The 15,673-nt window shown below is 38.3% G+C and carries 12 protein-coding genes; 1 reads left to right on the top strand and 11 read right to left on the bottom strand.

Annotated features, from left to right (window positions below; genetic code table 11):
* Positions 1 to 183: 183 nt before the first annotated feature.
* The 6 genes from hemL to hemA are packed head-to-tail and all read right to left on the bottom strand — an operon-like array spanning position 184 to position 6,380.
* Entirely contained in the window at positions 184 to 1,470 is a 1,287-nt protein-coding gene (gene hemL, locus RGB74_RS06180; RefSeq protein WP_310762806.1) for a glutamate-1-semialdehyde 2,1-aminomutase, read from the bottom strand.
* A 13-nt stretch (positions 1,471 to 1,483) separates the two neighbouring features.
* A complete protein-coding gene (gene hemB, locus RGB74_RS06175) occupies positions 1,484 to 2,458 on the bottom strand; it encodes a porphobilinogen synthase (RefSeq protein WP_310762118.1) in 975 nt (324 codons plus the stop codon).
* Position 2,459: 1 nt separating this feature from the next.
* Entirely contained in the window at positions 2,460 to 3,209 is a 750-nt protein-coding gene (locus RGB74_RS06170) for a uroporphyrinogen-III synthase (protein WP_310762117.1), read from the bottom strand.
* Positions 3,209 to 4,138, bottom strand: coding sequence for a hydroxymethylbilane synthase (hemC, locus tag RGB74_RS06165; RefSeq protein ID WP_310762116.1), 930 nt, complete (start codon positions 4,136 to 4,138; stop codon positions 3,209 to 3,211). The genes RGB74_RS06170 and hemC overlap by 1 nt, the downstream gene beginning before the upstream one ends.
* 19 nt (positions 4,139 to 4,157) lie before the next feature.
* A complete protein-coding gene (locus RGB74_RS06160) occupies positions 4,158 to 4,976 on the bottom strand; it encodes a cytochrome c biogenesis protein (RefSeq protein WP_310762115.1) in 819 nt (272 codons plus the stop codon).
* A gap of 36 nt (positions 4,977 to 5,012) precedes the next feature.
* Positions 5,013 to 6,380: a glutamyl-tRNA reductase gene (gene hemA / locus RGB74_RS06155; protein ID WP_310762114.1), complete on the bottom strand. Its 1,368-nt coding sequence runs from the start codon at positions 6,378 to 6,380 to the stop codon at positions 5,013 to 5,015.
* 129 nt (positions 6,381 to 6,509) lie between these two features.
* On the opposite strand from hemA, the gene RGB74_RS06150 reads away from it, so the two are divergent.
* Positions 6,510 to 7,091: a LiaI-LiaF-like domain-containing protein gene (locus RGB74_RS06150; protein WP_396136023.1), complete on the top strand. Its 582-nt coding sequence runs from the start codon at positions 6,510 to 6,512 to the stop codon at positions 7,089 to 7,091.
* Between the two features lie 319 nt (positions 7,092 to 7,410).
* Here RGB74_RS06150 and yihA read toward each other — a convergent pair whose 3' ends face one another.
* The 5 genes from yihA to tig all read right to left on the bottom strand — a co-directional run bounded on the left by yihA (position 7,411) and on the right by tig (position 15,612).
* A complete protein-coding gene (gene yihA / locus RGB74_RS06145) occupies positions 7,411 to 8,001 on the bottom strand; it encodes a ribosome biogenesis GTP-binding protein YihA/YsxC (RefSeq protein ID WP_310762111.1) in 591 nt (196 codons plus the stop codon).
* Positions 7,998 to 10,316 carry an endopeptidase La gene (gene lon / locus RGB74_RS06140; protein ID WP_310762110.1) on the bottom strand — a complete coding sequence of 773 codons (2,319 nt, stop codon included), beginning with the start codon at positions 10,314 to 10,316 and terminating at the stop codon, positions 7,998 to 8,000. Before lon ends, yihA begins: the two co-directional genes overlap by 4 nt.
* Before the next feature lie 157 nt (positions 10,317 to 10,473).
* The gene (gene lonB / locus RGB74_RS06135; protein ID WP_310762109.1) at positions 10,474 to 12,141 is read right to left on the bottom strand and encodes an ATP-dependent protease LonB; all 1,668 of its coding nucleotides are present in this window, start codon (positions 12,139 to 12,141) and stop codon (positions 10,474 to 10,476) included.
* Positions 12,142 to 12,714: 573 nt separating this feature from the next.
* Positions 12,715 to 13,986, bottom strand: a complete 1,272-nt coding sequence (clpX, locus tag RGB74_RS06130; RefSeq protein ID WP_310762108.1) for an ATP-dependent protease ATP-binding subunit ClpX — start codon at positions 13,984 to 13,986, stop codon at positions 12,715 to 12,717.
* 333 nt (positions 13,987 to 14,319) lie between these two features.
* Positions 14,320 to 15,612 (bottom strand): trigger factor, encoded by a 1,293-nt coding sequence (gene tig, locus RGB74_RS06125; RefSeq protein WP_310762107.1) that lies wholly within the window; start codon positions 15,610 to 15,612, stop codon positions 14,320 to 14,322.
* Positions 15,613 to 15,673 lie beyond the last annotated feature (61 nt).

The raw sequence follows: 15,673 nt of genomic DNA, 5'->3' as shown, positions 1-15,673 counted from the left end.
AGAGGAGAGGACGAAATATGTTTGAAAAGTAAAAGAAAACTAGACTAACGCCAATCTTATCTAACAGCCTAGTTATTGGAGTCAAATTACAAAATAACCCAGAAGCAATAATCTTTTAGAAAAGAGCCTTTTGAAAAGAATAAAAAAGCGCACGCTTTAATAGCGTACGCGAAAAATTAATGATTATTTTAATTGAGAAAAAGCTTTTCTAAAGGCATTAACTGTTTTGTTAATATCTTCTTCGGTATGAGCCATCGATAAAAACAATCCTTCAAACTGTGAAGGAGGAAGAGAAACACCTTCTAAAAGCATAGTACGGAAACAAGATGTAAAATGGTCTAAATTTGAAGTTTTTGCTGTTTCATAATTAATAACATCCTGATTTGTGAAAAAGAATCCAATCATACTTCCCGCACGATTAATCGTATGATCAATTCCATAATGTTCTGCTGCTTCGGTAATTCCGGAAGCTAAGAGATCGCCTAATTTAGTAAAATGGCTATAGCTTTCTTTTGTTAATTGTGAAAGTGTAGCATACCCTGCGGCCATCGCGAGAGGATTACCAGATAAGGTACCAGCTTGATAGATCGGTCCGCTTGGTGCAATTTGCTCCATAATTTCACGTTTTCCGCCATATGCTCCTACAGGCAGTCCACCGCCGATTACTTTACCTAAACAAGTTAAGTCAGGTGTTACACCAAAATAACCTTGCGCACAATGATAATCTACTCGAAAACCTGTCATTACTTCATCGAAGATTAAAAGGGAACCATATTGGGAAGTAATTTTGCGAATGCCTTCTAGAAACCCTTTTTGCGGAGGGACGACTCCCATGTTGCCTGCAACTGGTTCAACAATTACACAGGCAATGTCTTCTCCAAACTCTTCAAATGCATATTGAAGACTTACTAGATCATTGTAAGGAACAGTAATTGTATTTTGAGCTACACCTTCAGGAACACCAGGAGAATCCGGAAGACCAAGAGTTGCTACACCTGAACCTGCTTTAATTAATAATGAATCACCATGCCCATGATAACAGCCCTCAAATTTTACGATTTTGCTTCTTCCTGTATATCCTCTTGCTAAACGCAATGCGCTCATTGTTGCTTCTGTCCCTGAATTCACCATTCGAACGACTTCAATGGATGGTACACGGTCAATAACAAGCTTTGCAAGTTTTGTTTCCATTTCATTCGGAGCACCGAAGCTTGTACCAAGTTCTGCCGTTTCTTTTAAAGCAGTTACCACCTTTTCATCTGCATGTCCAAGAATTAAAGGTCCCCATGATAAGACGTAATCGATGTATTCATTCCCATCGATATCATATATTTTAGATCCTTTTCCGCGTTCCATAAAAACAGGATCCATATTGACTGATTTAAAAGCACGAACAGGACTGTTTACGCCTCCAGGCATGTACTCCTTGGCTTCTTTAAAAGCAGCGACTGATTTATCAAAGCTTCTCATATGAACACCCTTTCTATTTTGTTTCATTAAGCCATCTTGCGGCATCTTTTGCAAAATAAGTAATAATTAAATCTGAACCAGCACGCTTCATAGAGATTAATTTTTCAAGCACGATACTTTTTTCATCTACCCAGCCGTTAATAGCAGCTGCTTTGATCATGGAGTATTCACCGCTCACATTATAAGCAACTAACGGAAGAGGATATCTGTCTTTAAGTTCTCTTAAAATATCCAGATAGGCAAGAGCTGGTTTAACGATTAAGAAATCTGCGCCTTCAGCAATGTCAGATTCAGCTTCTCTAATAGCTTCCAAACGGTTTGCAGGGTCCATCTGGTATGTTTTGCGGTCTCCAAATTGTGGAGTACTATGAGCTGCGTCACGGAAAGGACCATAAAAAGCTGAAGCATATTTTACTGCATAAGACATGATCGGAATATCGTAATATCCGGCTTCGTCTAATCCTTGTCTAATTGCTGCAACAAATCCATCCATCATATTAGATGGTGCAATAATATCAGCACCAGCTTCTGCTTGCGATACAGCAGTTTTAGCCAAAAGTGCCAGTGATTCATCATTGAGCACTTCTCCATTTTCAATCACACCACAATGCCCATGATCCGTATATTGACACAGACATGTATCAGCTATAACTGTTAAAGAAGGAGCAACTTCTTTAATTTGTCGAATCGCTTTTTGAACGATTCCATTATGATCATAAGCAGAGCTTCCGCATTCATCCTTATCATTTGGAACACCAAAAACGATAATGGATTGTATGCCAAGGCTTTCAATTTCTTTTATTTCACCTTCTAGCAAATCAAGTGAATAATGAAAAACCCCAGGCATTGAAGGAACTTCTTTTTTTACATTATCTCCTTCAACAAAAAATAAAGGATAAATAAAATCTGATGCATGCAGATGTGTTTCACGAACAAGTGAACGCATAGAATCTGTTTTTCTTAAACGGCGATGACGCTGAAAGTTCATGTTAATTTCCTCCTTGAAAATAAGCTGATGCTGTTTTTACCAAATCTTCTGCTGTAAAGCGCTCTGGCATTAATACTTTCTCAAAGCCCAGTTCCAGTGCAGCTTTTTTTGTTGTCGGACCTATACAAAAAACAGGGACAGCTAAGATTTTATTTTTATTGATTTTAGGATGCTTCATCATAAATGAAACGGCAGAAGGGCTGAGGAAAAATAAACTGTCTGCATTTTCAATAAGGGACCAGTCCACGTCCTCGTTGGGTTTCGTTTCATAAACGATTAACTCATCAACTTCAGCCCATCCTGTCAATTCTTCCTTAATATAAGAAGGAGCGAGGCTGCCTTTCGAAAATAACAATCGATCACCCTTATTCACATGCTGCTTTAAAAGTTCGACTAATGTTATCGCATCAAATTTTGGCGGTACAAGCACTTCAAATATTCCCCACTGTTGAAGTGCCTCACTCGTTTTCTCACCAACAGCAGCAACCTTTTGATCAGTGATTGAAAAACCGGCATTACGAATCCTATTAAAAAAATAATCAACTCCATTTTTACTAGTAAAAATGATCCAATCATAATGCAGCAATTCTTCCGTTAACGTCTTTGTTTGAAAAGCATCTTCAATTTTGATAATGGGAAAGGAGAGCGGTATACCGCCTTCATCCATGATCATGGAAAACAGCTGATCAGACTGCTCTTTAGGCCGGGTAACAAGAATTTTCTTACCTGCTAAAGGACGCTCTTTTTCCATTAAGCATCAAGATCCTTTTTAACATCATCAAGTATTTGTTTTGCTCCATGCTCTTTTAATTCATTAGCAAGCTCCACACCAACTGTGTAAGGATCTTGACCAGATTTAGTTTGTTTTAATACGATTTTGCCCGTTGGATCAGCTACAAGACCTGTTAAAGTAATGTTATCATTCTCTAAAACAGCAAAAGCTGCAATCGGAACTTGGCAGCCCCCTTCAAGTGTGTTAAGGAAAGCACGTTCTGCCTCGACTGTTTGGAACGTATATTCATCATTTAAAGTTGCTAATAACTGTTTAACTTCTTCATCTTCACTGCGGCATTCGATCGCAAGTGAGCCTTGTCCGACTGCTGGAAGACAAAGATTAATATCCAATAACTCGGTAACGGTTTCTTTTGACCAGCCCATTCTCTCTAATCCAGCAGCAGCTAGAATAATGGCATCAAATTCACCTGTCTTAAGCTTTTCTAGCCGTGTATCAATGTTACCACGAATTGATTTAATCGTTAGATCAGGGCGCTTATGTAAAAGCTGTGCCGCTCTTCTGAGAGAGCTTGTTCCAACTATCGCTCCATCAGGCAGTTCGCTTAGTGAAGAATATTTTTCTGAAATAAAAGCATCTCTAGGATCTACACGCTTTGGTGTGCATGAGATTTCGAGTCCTTCTGGAAGTACAGCAGGCATATCTTTCATACTGTGTACGGCAATATCAATCTCCTTGTCTAACATGGCTTGCTCTATTTCCTTAACAAACAAACCTTTTCCGCCTACTTTTGATAAAGTGACATCTAAGATCACATCACCTTTTGTTACAATTTCTTTTACTTCAAATTCGAACGGAAGACCTGATTTTTTTAGCTGTTCAATGACCCAGTTCGTTTGAGTTAAAGCTAATTTGCTTCTTCTAGATCCTACTATTATTTTTCTCATTTATATATCTCCTATCTTTTTACTTATACCACAAATGAAATTCGGTAAATGTTGTAGCCAAAAAATAGTTTATTAGTACAACCAGGAATGCGGCTGTATTCCAAAAAGCAAGTGTTTTTCCTTGAACACCTCTTGCGACTTTCTGATATAGATACGTGCTGTATACGATAAGTACGATGAATGAAGAGATCACTTTTACATCGAGAAGCGTAAAATCATTTACCTTCCAGAATGCCCATATAACGCCCAATATTAAACTTAATAACAAAAGGGGAACACCTATCGTAGTCAGCCTGAATGATAGTTTCTCCAGCTTAGACAGGCTTCCGAAACGCTGTAATCTCTTATTCCACTTTTTTCTCTTCAACATGCTATGCTGCAATAGATACATGAACGAAAATATGAATGACAGCGAAAAAGCTCCATAGGAGATAAAAGCCATCGTTACATGTATGATTAACAGCTCAGAGATCATCTGTTTTTCAATAACAGGGCTCGCCTGTCCAGTTGGTGCAAATAAATGGATTGAAACAAGCAAGAATCCTAGGACATTCGTGAAAAAAACTAAAAAGTCTACACGGAAAAACCGACTCATTACAACTGAGAAAGTAACAAGTATCCATGCATAAAAAAACAAGCCTTCTGATGGTGTTAAAATAGGAAAACGCTGATCTTTCAGCATCCTTAACACAAAAAAGACCGTTTGTAATATCCAGACAATAGAAAGCAACCAGAAAGCAAATCGATTCGCTTTCCGGTTGTTTTGAAGAAAATCTATAAAATAGCCTGTGATGCTAAGTGCATATAAGACAATTGTCAGATCATATATCCATTTCATTTTGCTCACACTCCATGAGCTCGAGGGAAACTTAACTTATGTTCTTGCTGTAAGCGGGTTCAGTGCTTTATCCGCTAAAGAAATACTTTCACTTCTCTGATCAGCAAGTTCTGTTTCCAACTGCTTTTGTTTATCCACGTATTCTTCCAGCCCAAATATTTCAGTAAATAATTGAAGCTGCTCTTCAGCATGAGGCTGACCTGCCATTTCTTTTGCTTTTGTAACAGGTTCACGCAATAGCTGATTGACAATACTTTTCGTATGTTTGCTCAGTATCTTTCTTTCACGATCAGTAAGATCGGGCATCTTCCGTTCAATACTCTCCATCGTTTCTGCTTGAATCGTTAAGGCTTTATCACGAAGTGCTGAAATAAGAGGCACGACACCAAGCAAAGAGATCCATGATTGAAAGGAAACAATTTCTGCTTCAATCATCAGTTCAATTTTTTCCGCTTCTTTTTTGCGTTCTGCAAGATTGGATTCTACGATGCCTTCTAAATCGTCAATATCGTATAAAAAGACACTGTCTAAATCATGCAAGGCAGGATCTAAATCTCTCGGAACGGCGATATCAACCATAAATAATGGTAAACCTTTTCTCTTTTTAACAGCAGGAGCAGCTGTGTCTTTCGTAATGACAAAATCACTTGCACCTGTTGAAGAGATAACAATATCAGCTCGAACAAGCAGCTGATCTAAATGTTCAATTGGGTGAGCGGTGCCGTGGAATTTCTCCGCTACTTCTTTCGCTTTTTCAAATGTACGGTTGATCACAAGCACTTCATTTCCTCCACTGGAATGAAGATGCTTTGCTGTCAATTCGCCCATTTTACCAGCCCCGACAATTAAGATCGTTTTATTCTGGAGCCCGCCAAAGATTTTTTTAGCCAGTTCAACTGCAGCATAACTAACTGAAACAGCATTTTCTCCAATATCCGTTTCAGAATGGCACTTTTTCGCAAATGTGATCGCTTGCTTCATTAATTTATTAAATATCGTTCCTGTAGCTGAAAGATTTTGAGCTTCTAAGAAACTGTCTTTCACTTGACCAAGGATTTGTGTTTCTCCGATTACCATAGAATCTAAACCAGAAGAAACTCGGAATAAATGTTCAACAGCAGCTTCTCCGTTCTTGATCGTTAAAAATGGAGAAAGATCTGACACTTCTAATCCAAAGTACTCTGCTATGAATGATTTAATATAATATCTCCCTGTGTGGAGCTGATCTGCTACAGCATAAATTTCTGTACGGTTGCATGTTGAAACGATTACACATTCTAATATACTTTTTTGTTTTCGCAGTCTAGAGATAGCTTCAGACATATCAGCTGGCTGGAACGAAACCTTCTCGCGTATTTCTACAGGAGCTGTTTTATAATTAATTCCTACCATTAATATATGCATGAGCTCACCTCCCTTTTTCTATGTATAAATATAATTCTATTATACCATGGGCAAAAATTCGTTCTGTTCTCATTTTGTGAACAGAATCCAAACGTTTATGCTATGATAGTGTTAATCATTTTATAGGTTTTGGCAGCTGTTTTAGGTTTTCCTAAATCCCAAAACTTAACACCAATATTAAAAATAACAAATTTCGACCAAATTAGCAAAGGGTTAAGCATTATTGGAGGAATTATGAAACAACAGAACAAATTTAGCGGTATTATTTTACTAGGGATCGGTTTATTTTTTTTCGCCATCCGAATGAATGTAGAACCAATTCAGCAATATTTAACATGGCCAACTTTATTAATCATCATCGGACTTGCTCTAATCGTTCAAGCAAATTCCGGAAAAGAATCAGCTAGCCTATTTTCAGGTGTTTTTCTTACAGGACTCGGTATACACTTTCATGCCGCGCCAATAATAGAATCATGGCCTGATCCTTTACAGATGATCACATTACTGACGGGGATAGCATTTTTAGTTCAATATAAAAAGACTAAGGAAGGGCTTATACCAGGTCTTCTTCTGACGCTTTTATCGCTTTGGTTTATCTTTTTTAAAAGTAATACCCCATCTATGCAGAATATATTTGCAGATGTGGAAAACTTCTGGCCAATCGTCTTAATGATTCTTGGTGCGTATTTAATCTTTTTCAGAAAAAAATAAAAAAAGGGGCTGATTCACTTCGATGTGGATAGCCCCTTTTTTTAACTTTGATAAACCATGACTTGAAGCATGTAAAGAAGAATCTTTTAGCAATAAGCTGGATAGACGTTATTGATGCTTTTACGAAATGATTTTAATTAACAGTCCTTTTGAAAGTGCACAACTGTTATACGATTCCACTTTAAAATTAGGTTTTCACTATCAAAATCCTGTTTTTTCTTTGGCGAAACTTCAACTGATATGCGATGAAAAAATGGTTTTCACGTAAAAAAAAGTACCCCAAGTCTTTTATGGGATACCTACTGAAAATATTTATTTTTTACTTGTTGAAGAGATATGAGTCAATTACTTTCCAGGCTTCTTCTTTTCCTTGACCTGTCTCAGAGGAAAAGAGAATCAGCTTATCATCTGGATGCATGTTTAATGTTTCTTTAACGACTTTCTTATGTTTATCCCATTTTCCTTTAGGGATCTTATCGCTTTTCGTTGCCACGATAATTACGGGAAGTTCATGATACTTCAGCCAGTCATACATTAAACAATCATCTTTGGAAGGCGCATGTCTTAGATCAACGAGCTGAACAACCGCTTTTAGCTGGTCACGTTCAACAAGATATTCCTCGATCATTTTTCCCCAAGCTTCTCTTTCTGATTTAGACACTTTTGCGAAGCCATAACCTGGTACATCCACAAAATGAAACGTGTCATTTAAGATATAAAAATTCAGAGTCTGCGTTTTTCCTGGCTTAGAGGATGTTCTCGCTAAATTTTTACGATGAATCATTTTATTTATAAAAGAAGATTTCCCGACATTAGACCGCCCTGCTAGGGCAATTTCCGGAAGATTGCCTTCCGGATATTGTTTCGGCCCCACGGCTGATATTACAATCTCAGCTGTATTTATTTTCACTTTTGATCACCTGCTAATGCAACTTTTAACACTTCATCTAGATGGGATACCAGGATAAATGAAAGGCCTTCCTTAACAGTTTCAGGAATTTCCTCAATGTCCTTCTCGTTCTCTTTTGGCAAGATAATTGTTTTTATCCCAGCACGATGAGCGCTTAATGATTTTTCTTTCAAACCGCCAATTGGCAATACACGGCCTCTTAATGTAATTTCACCAGTCATCCCTACATCACGTTTTACCGGTCTTTTAGTTAATGCAGATACAAGCGCCGTTGCGATTGTAATACCGGCTGAAGGACCATCTTTTGGTGTAGCTCCTTCTGGAACATGAATATGAATATCCGTTTTCTCGTAAAAGTCAGGGTTAATGCCTAAATCTTCTACTTTTGTCCGCACATAACTTAGAGCAGCTTGTGCCGATTCCTTCATAACATCTCCTAACTTTCCTGTTAAGATCAGTTTCCCTTTCCCCGGTGATAATGCCACTTCAATAGAGAGTGTATCACCGCCTGCTGTCGTATAGGCTAGACCTGTTGCAGCTCCGATTTGATCTTCCAGCTCTGCCTGGCCGTATCGGAAACGGGGTTTGCCTAGGAATTCTTCTAGATTTTTTGCTGTGAAGATTACTTTCTTCTTATCTGTTGAGACTATCTGTTTTGCCGCTTTTCTGCATAATCCTGCAATTTGGCGCTCCAGGTTACGCACTCCCGCTTCACGCGTATAATTGCGAACAAGTTTCAAGATACAGTCATCTTTAAACTGAATTTGGCTTTTCTTTAGACCGTGTTCTTTTAATTGCTTTGGAATTAAGTGATTACGAGAAATATGAAGCTTTTCTACCTCTGTATAACCCGCAATCGAGATGACTTCCATACGATCTAGAAGCGGTCCAGGAATTGTAGAAAGAGAGTTAGCTGTAGTAACAAACATGACTTTGGATAAGTCATACGGCTCTTCGATATAATGATCACTAAAATTACTGTTTTGTTCAGGATCAAGCACTTCCAGCATTGCTGAGGATGGATCTCCTCTAAAATCACTGGACATCTTATCAATTTCATCCAATAAGAATACAGGATTCACAGTACCTGCCTTCTTCATCCCTTGAATGAGACGTCCTGGCATTGCGCCTACATAAGTTCTTCTATGCCCTCTTATTTCGGCTTCATCTCTAACTCCGCCTAATGAGATTCGGACAAAGTTTCTTCCTATCGCACGAGCGATTGAACGTGCTAATGATGTTTTACCAACACCCGGAGGTCCCACTAAACAAAGAATCGGTCCTTTTAGGGAATTCGTTAACTTTTGAACAGCTAAGTATTCTAGAACCCGATCCTTAACTTTCTCAAGTCCATAATGATCTTCATTCAGCACTGTCTCAGCATTCGAAATATCCAGGTTATCAACCGTTTCCTGTTTCCACGGCAAATTAACTAGCCATTCGATATATGTACGAATCACTGAACTTTCAGCAGAAGAATTAGGCATCTTTTCATAGCGGTCTAGTTCTTTGCGAGCTATTTCCATAATATTTTCTGGCATATCTGAGGCTTCAATACGATCTTTTAAAGAGCTGACTTCTCCTGTTTTGCCTTCTTTATCACCAAGCTCTTTTTGTATGGCCTTCATTTGTTCACGCAAATAATATTCTTTTTGCGTTTTTTCCATTGCCTTTTTTACACGCTGACCAATCTTCTTTTCGAGTCCTAGCACTTCTTTTTCGTTGTTCAAAATAGCAAGCAGGTGTTCCAGTCTACCCTTCACATCAAAAATTTCCAAAATTTCTTGTTTATCTTTAATCTTAAGGGAAAGATGTGATGAGATAACATCTGCTAGCCGTCCCGGTTCAGAAATATCCTGAACAGAAGCCAATGTTTCAGGCGTAACTTTTTTGGACAGATTTATGTATTGTTCAAATTGTGCTAATACAGCCCGCATTAACGCTTCAGTCTCTGCTTCTTTGTTTTCAACTTCTTCTGTTAGCTCTATCTCCACTTCAACGTGCGTTTTTTCATCAATAAATGACGTTATTTCGCCTCGTTGTATTCCTTCTACTAAAACGCGTATTGTGCCATTTGGTAATTTAAGCATTTGATTGACTTTTGATAATGTCCCTACACTGTAAATTTCCTCTTGACCCGGATCTTCAATAGATACCTCTTTTTGAGTCGATAAAAAAATCATTTGATCATCAAGCATTACTTTTTCTAAAGCTTGAATTGATTTCTCTCTTCCAACATCCAAATGAAGTACCATTGTCGGATAAACTAATAATCCGCGTAGAGGGAGGAGCGGAAGAACTCTTTTTTCCCCCATAAAAAAACACCTCCGAAAACTGCTATGTAATCATTAAATATATGCATAGTCTTTGTACAATTCTACCGATAATGCTTACGTTTGTCTAATGTTAGTTACTTACCCTAACTTTCTTAATTTAAAAAGCAATAAACAAAAAGAAACCCCCTGCTTCTCCTTAAACAGAAGAAGGAGGGGAGTTGACAGCTGCAGAGGCAGGTATTGATTTATCTTCCGCCTCATCTAAAAATACATATTGAAACACTTCTGCAAGTTTTTTCACAGGAATTACTTCAATATCCGTTATTTCTTCAAAGATCTTTTGGTTGTTTTCAAATGGAATTAAAACACGTTTTGCACCAGCATCTTTTGCCGCTAATACTTTAGCCATCACTCCGCCAACTGGCTTCACTTTTCCATGAATACTGATCTCACCAGTCATCGCTATTTCGTGATCCACACGAATTTTATGAATGGCTGAGTAAATGGACGATGCGATAGCAATTCCTGCAGATGGACCGTCTACCGGACCGCCCCCAGGAAAGTTCACGTGTATATCATAATTAGAAGCGTCAACACCCATATACCGAAGAACAGTAATTACATTTTCAACAGATCCTTTTGCCATACTTTTTCTTCGTATTGATTTTGCTTGATTACCAATACTCTCTTCTTCGGCAATTCCGGTTATCGTAATTGTTCCTTGTTTTTTTGCAGGGAGAACCGTAGTTTCAATTTCTAATAAGGCTCCGCTTGTAGGTCCATAAACAGCTAATCCGTTCACTAATCCAATTTTTGGTTTACTGCCGATTTTTCTTTCAGGTCTTGGTGTCATCCGGCTTGAATAGGTAACCCATTCTACATCGGCCTTTGTAATTGTTTTTCGGTCTTCTGTTATTGCCGTGCCTGCTGCAATTTGAATCATATTAACAGCTTCACGGCCATTCTTAGCATATTGAGCCATATATTTCACAGACTCTTCATCAATATTGAGCTGAATTTTATCAGCGGCTCTTTTGGCTATCAGTTCAACCTCAGCAGGCTGAAGTTCTCTAAAAAACACTTCCAGACATCTTGATCGAATGGCAGGCGGAATTTCTTCCGGCATTCTTGTGGTGGCACCAATCATGCGAAAATCTGCTGGAAGTCCATTTTGAAATATATCATGAATATGATGCGGTATATTTGCGTTTTCTTCTGAGTAATAAGCACTTTCCAGAAAAACTTTTCTATCTTCTAATACTTTTAAAAGTTTATTCATTTGAATAGGATGAAGCTCACCAATTTCATCTATAAATAAGACACCGCCATGTGCATTTGTTACAGCCCCTTGTTTAGGCTGTGGAATTCCTGCCTGCCCCATCGCTCCAGCTCCTTGATAGATCGGGTCATGGACTGATCCAATCAAGGGATCTGCAATTCCGCGCTCATCAAAACGTGCCGTTGTAGCATCCAGCTCCACAAATACAGCTGTTGATCGAAAAGGAGAAGTTCGATTTCTTTTCGCTTCTTCTAATACGAGCCGTGCTGCAGCTGTTTTCCCAACTCCAGGAGGACCGTAAATGATAACATGCTGCGGATTTGGACCGCATAATGCCGCTTTCAATGCTTTAATTCCGTCTTCCTGACCAATTATATCTTCAAATTTTCCGGGGCGCACCCGCTCAGATAAAGGTTCTGATAGAGAAATAGAACGAAGCCTTCTTAACTGTTCCATCTCCTTTCTCGATTCTTTATCCACACTTACTTTTTGAGATCGCTGATTTCTTAGCAAGTTCCAAAAATACAAACCGATGACAATCCCAAAAAACAATTGAATGAGTAACGCGATTCCTGTCCAGTTCATGATTTTCCTCCCGGTACATATGTAGTGATACCCATAGTATCTCCGGGGAGTTGATGACCTAAACGGTTTATTTCAATGAAGTTTGGTGAATAAATGCTTCGCTTGTAGGATAACGGTATCAAATGAAGACGTTTTATTGTGATGGGCATGCTTCATTCTGTTTATTGAGTCTATTTTGAAATAATTGGGTCTGCTTCATGCTTAATTGAGTCCCATTTCTAAGAATTGAGTCTAAATAGATAGGAATTGCGTCTTTCTGCATATTTCGACAATTTCTTTTGAAAGTAGCTGATTTCCGTGCCAGGTTGCTCGCTTTCCACGGGACAGGCGGTGAGCCACATTCGGACGTTTCACTTTTAAGTGTCTCGCCTGCCAGCCTTTCCGGTAGGATAAGGAAGGCTTCGGCAGCGAAACATCGCACAAAGAAAATGTGATTTTCATTTTCGAGGAGTCTCGCACCTTCCACTCCAATCAACTGTCAATGAAGAAAAAATATTCGTAAGCAACAATCTTTTAGAAAAGAACGGAACGAACAAAAAAACCCGAAAGCCGCAGCTTTCAGGTCTCCATCTTTTAAGCACTCTCTTTTGGAGTTTCTTTATTCTCTATAACCGTACCATCTTCAAGCTCCAATTTTGGCGGAACCTTGTCTGAAATCGTTTCTTTTGTAATGATACACTTTACAACATCATCACGTGAAGGCAGATCAAACATAACATCAAGCATAACGCCCTCAATAATTGAACGAAGTCCACGAGCACCCGTTTTACGCTCGATTGCTTGGGATGAAATTTCACGGAGCGCTTCTTCCGTAAATTCCAACTCAACTCCATCGATATCTAATAGCTTTTGATATTGCTTAACCAATGCATTCTTTGGTTTAGTTAAAATTTCAATCAATGCATCTTCATCTAAAGTATTTAGGTTAGAGATTACCGGCAAACGACCGATAAACTCTGGAATTAATCCAAAACGAAGAAGATCTTCTGGAAGAACTTTGGATAAATATTCTCCGGCTTTTAATTCTGCCTGTTTGGAATCATTACTGAATCCAATTACTTTTTTCCCGAGACGGCGTTTGATAATTTGTTCAATTCCATCAAATGCCCCACCACAAATGAATAAGATATTTGTCGTATCAATCTGGATGAACTCCTGATGAGGGTGTTTTCTTCCCCCTTGTGGAGGTACACTTGCAACAGTTCCTTCTAAAATTTTCAGAAGGGCTTGCTGCACACCTTCACCTGATACATCTCTTGTGATTGATGGATTTTCAGATTTCCGTGCAATCTTATCAATCTCATCAATATAGATGATTCCTTTTTCTGCTTTTTCAACATCATAATCAGCAGACTGGATAAGTTTAAGTAAAATGTTCTCTACGTCTTCCCCGACATATCCCGCTTCAGTTAATGAAGTAGCATCAGCGATCGCAAATGGAACGTTCAAAATACGCGCCAATGTTTGAGCAAGCAATGTTTTACCGCTTCCAGTCGGCCCTATCATGGCAATATTACTTTTCGCCAGCTCAACTTCATCAGATTTTTGAGATGAGTTAATACGTTTGTAGTGATTATATACCGCAACAGATAGAGATTTCTTTGCTTGATCCTGACCAATAACATACTCATCAAGAATCTTACGGATCTCAACTGGTTTCGGTACTTCTTTTAATTCTACATCTTCTTCTGTACCAAGCTCTTCTTCAACAATTTCCGTACAGAGCTCAATACACTCATCACAAATATATACACCTGGTCCGGCAACCAGTTTTCTTACTTGATCTTGTGTTTTACCACAGAACGAACATTTTAATTGCCCTTTTTCATCATTAAATTTAAACAATGATATCACCCCTAAAACAATAATATGGATGAAACGCTTGACCTGTTTTCAATTATTAACAAATTGAGGTCTTATATTTTTATTTCTACTACTTAAGCATTCCGTTGATTATTATGGATTGTATCACACTTCCCTCATAAAACGGAAATAATAACTCTTATTAAATATGTATGGTCTGGTTCTATATAAGTATGAACATTCCTGCCAGTTTTAAAACCTATTATTCAAAGAGCAGGAAAAATTACCTAAACAAAATTTATGTATATTGCAAAACAAGGCACGATAAAAAGAAATCGCGCCTTGTCTCATTTATTGACATTCTATTTTGCAGATTTAAACAGTTTTGCTGTTATCAACAAGAAATTCAATCGCTTTACGTACTTTTATATCTGACGCTACAGCACTGTTTCCACCTTGCATTGCAAGCATTTGCTTAATTTGTTCAACGTCCATTTGGTACATTTCAGCCATTTTATTAAGTTCAGCATCAATTTCTTCTTCTGAAACTTCGATGTTTTCTGCTTCAACAATAGCTTCTAGTACAAGATTTGTACGAACGCGCTTATTAGCATCCTCTTTCATCTGTTCACGAAGAGCTTCTTCGCTTGTTCCAGAGAACTGGTAATAAAGATCTAAGTTCATACCTTGCATTTGAAGACGTTGCCCAAATTCTTGGATCATACGGTCAAGTTCCGTATTAACCATTGCTTCAGGAATTTCAATTTCAGCATTTTCAGAAGCTTTTTCAATTACAGTTTCGCGAGTCGCGTTTTCAGCTTCTTGCTTTTTGCTTTCTTCAAGCTTTGTACGCAATTCATTTTTCAAGTCTTCAAGAGTTTCTGCATCACCTTCAGCTTCTTTAGCGAACTCATCGTTAAGTTCAGGAAGCTGCTTAGACTTGATGTCATGAATTTTCACTTTGAATACTGCAGGTTTACCAGCAAGTTCTTCTGCGTGATATTCTTCAGGGAAAGAAACGTTTACGTCTTTTTCCGCTCCAGCGTTTTCACCAACAAGCTGTTCTTCAAATCCAGGGATGAAAGAACCAGAACCGATTTCAAGAGAATAGTTCTCAGCTTTTCCGCCTTCGAATGCTTCTCCATCAACAAATCCTTCAAAGTCGATGTTAACAGTGTCGCCGTTTTCTATAGCGCCATCTTCTTTAACTACTAATTCAGCTTGTTGTTCTTGCAAACGAGTAAGTTCGTTTTGAACATCTTCATCAGTAACTTCTGTTTCTACTTTTTCAACTTCAAGACCTTTGTAGTCGCCAAGCTTTACTTCTGGCTTAACAATTACTTTTGCTGTGAAAACAAGGTTGCTGCCTTGTTCCATTTTTTCAACGTCAACTTCCGGACGGTCAACAGGTTCAATTCCTGTTTCTTCAATTGCATCTCCGTAAGCTTTTGGCAGAAGAATATCAAGAGCATCTTGATAAAGTGACTCTACACCAAAACGTTGTTCAAAAAGTCGGCGCGGCATTTTCCCTTTACGGAATCCTGGTACGTTAACTTGTTTAACAACCTTTTTGAAAGCTTGATCTAGAGCTGTATCTACTTCAGAAGCCTCAACTTCAACAGTTAAGACACCTTGATTACCTTCTAACTTTTCCCATTTTGCACTCATGAATGTTCCCTCCAACATCGGTATTTCCTATAAATATCATATAGATTACAACCATTCCATT

Source organism: Bacillus sp. NEB1478 (genome assembly GCF_031582965.1).
Lineage (GTDB): Bacteria > Bacillota > Bacilli > Bacillales > Fictibacillaceae > Fictibacillus.
This window is presented reverse-complemented; position numbering and strand designations above follow the sequence as displayed.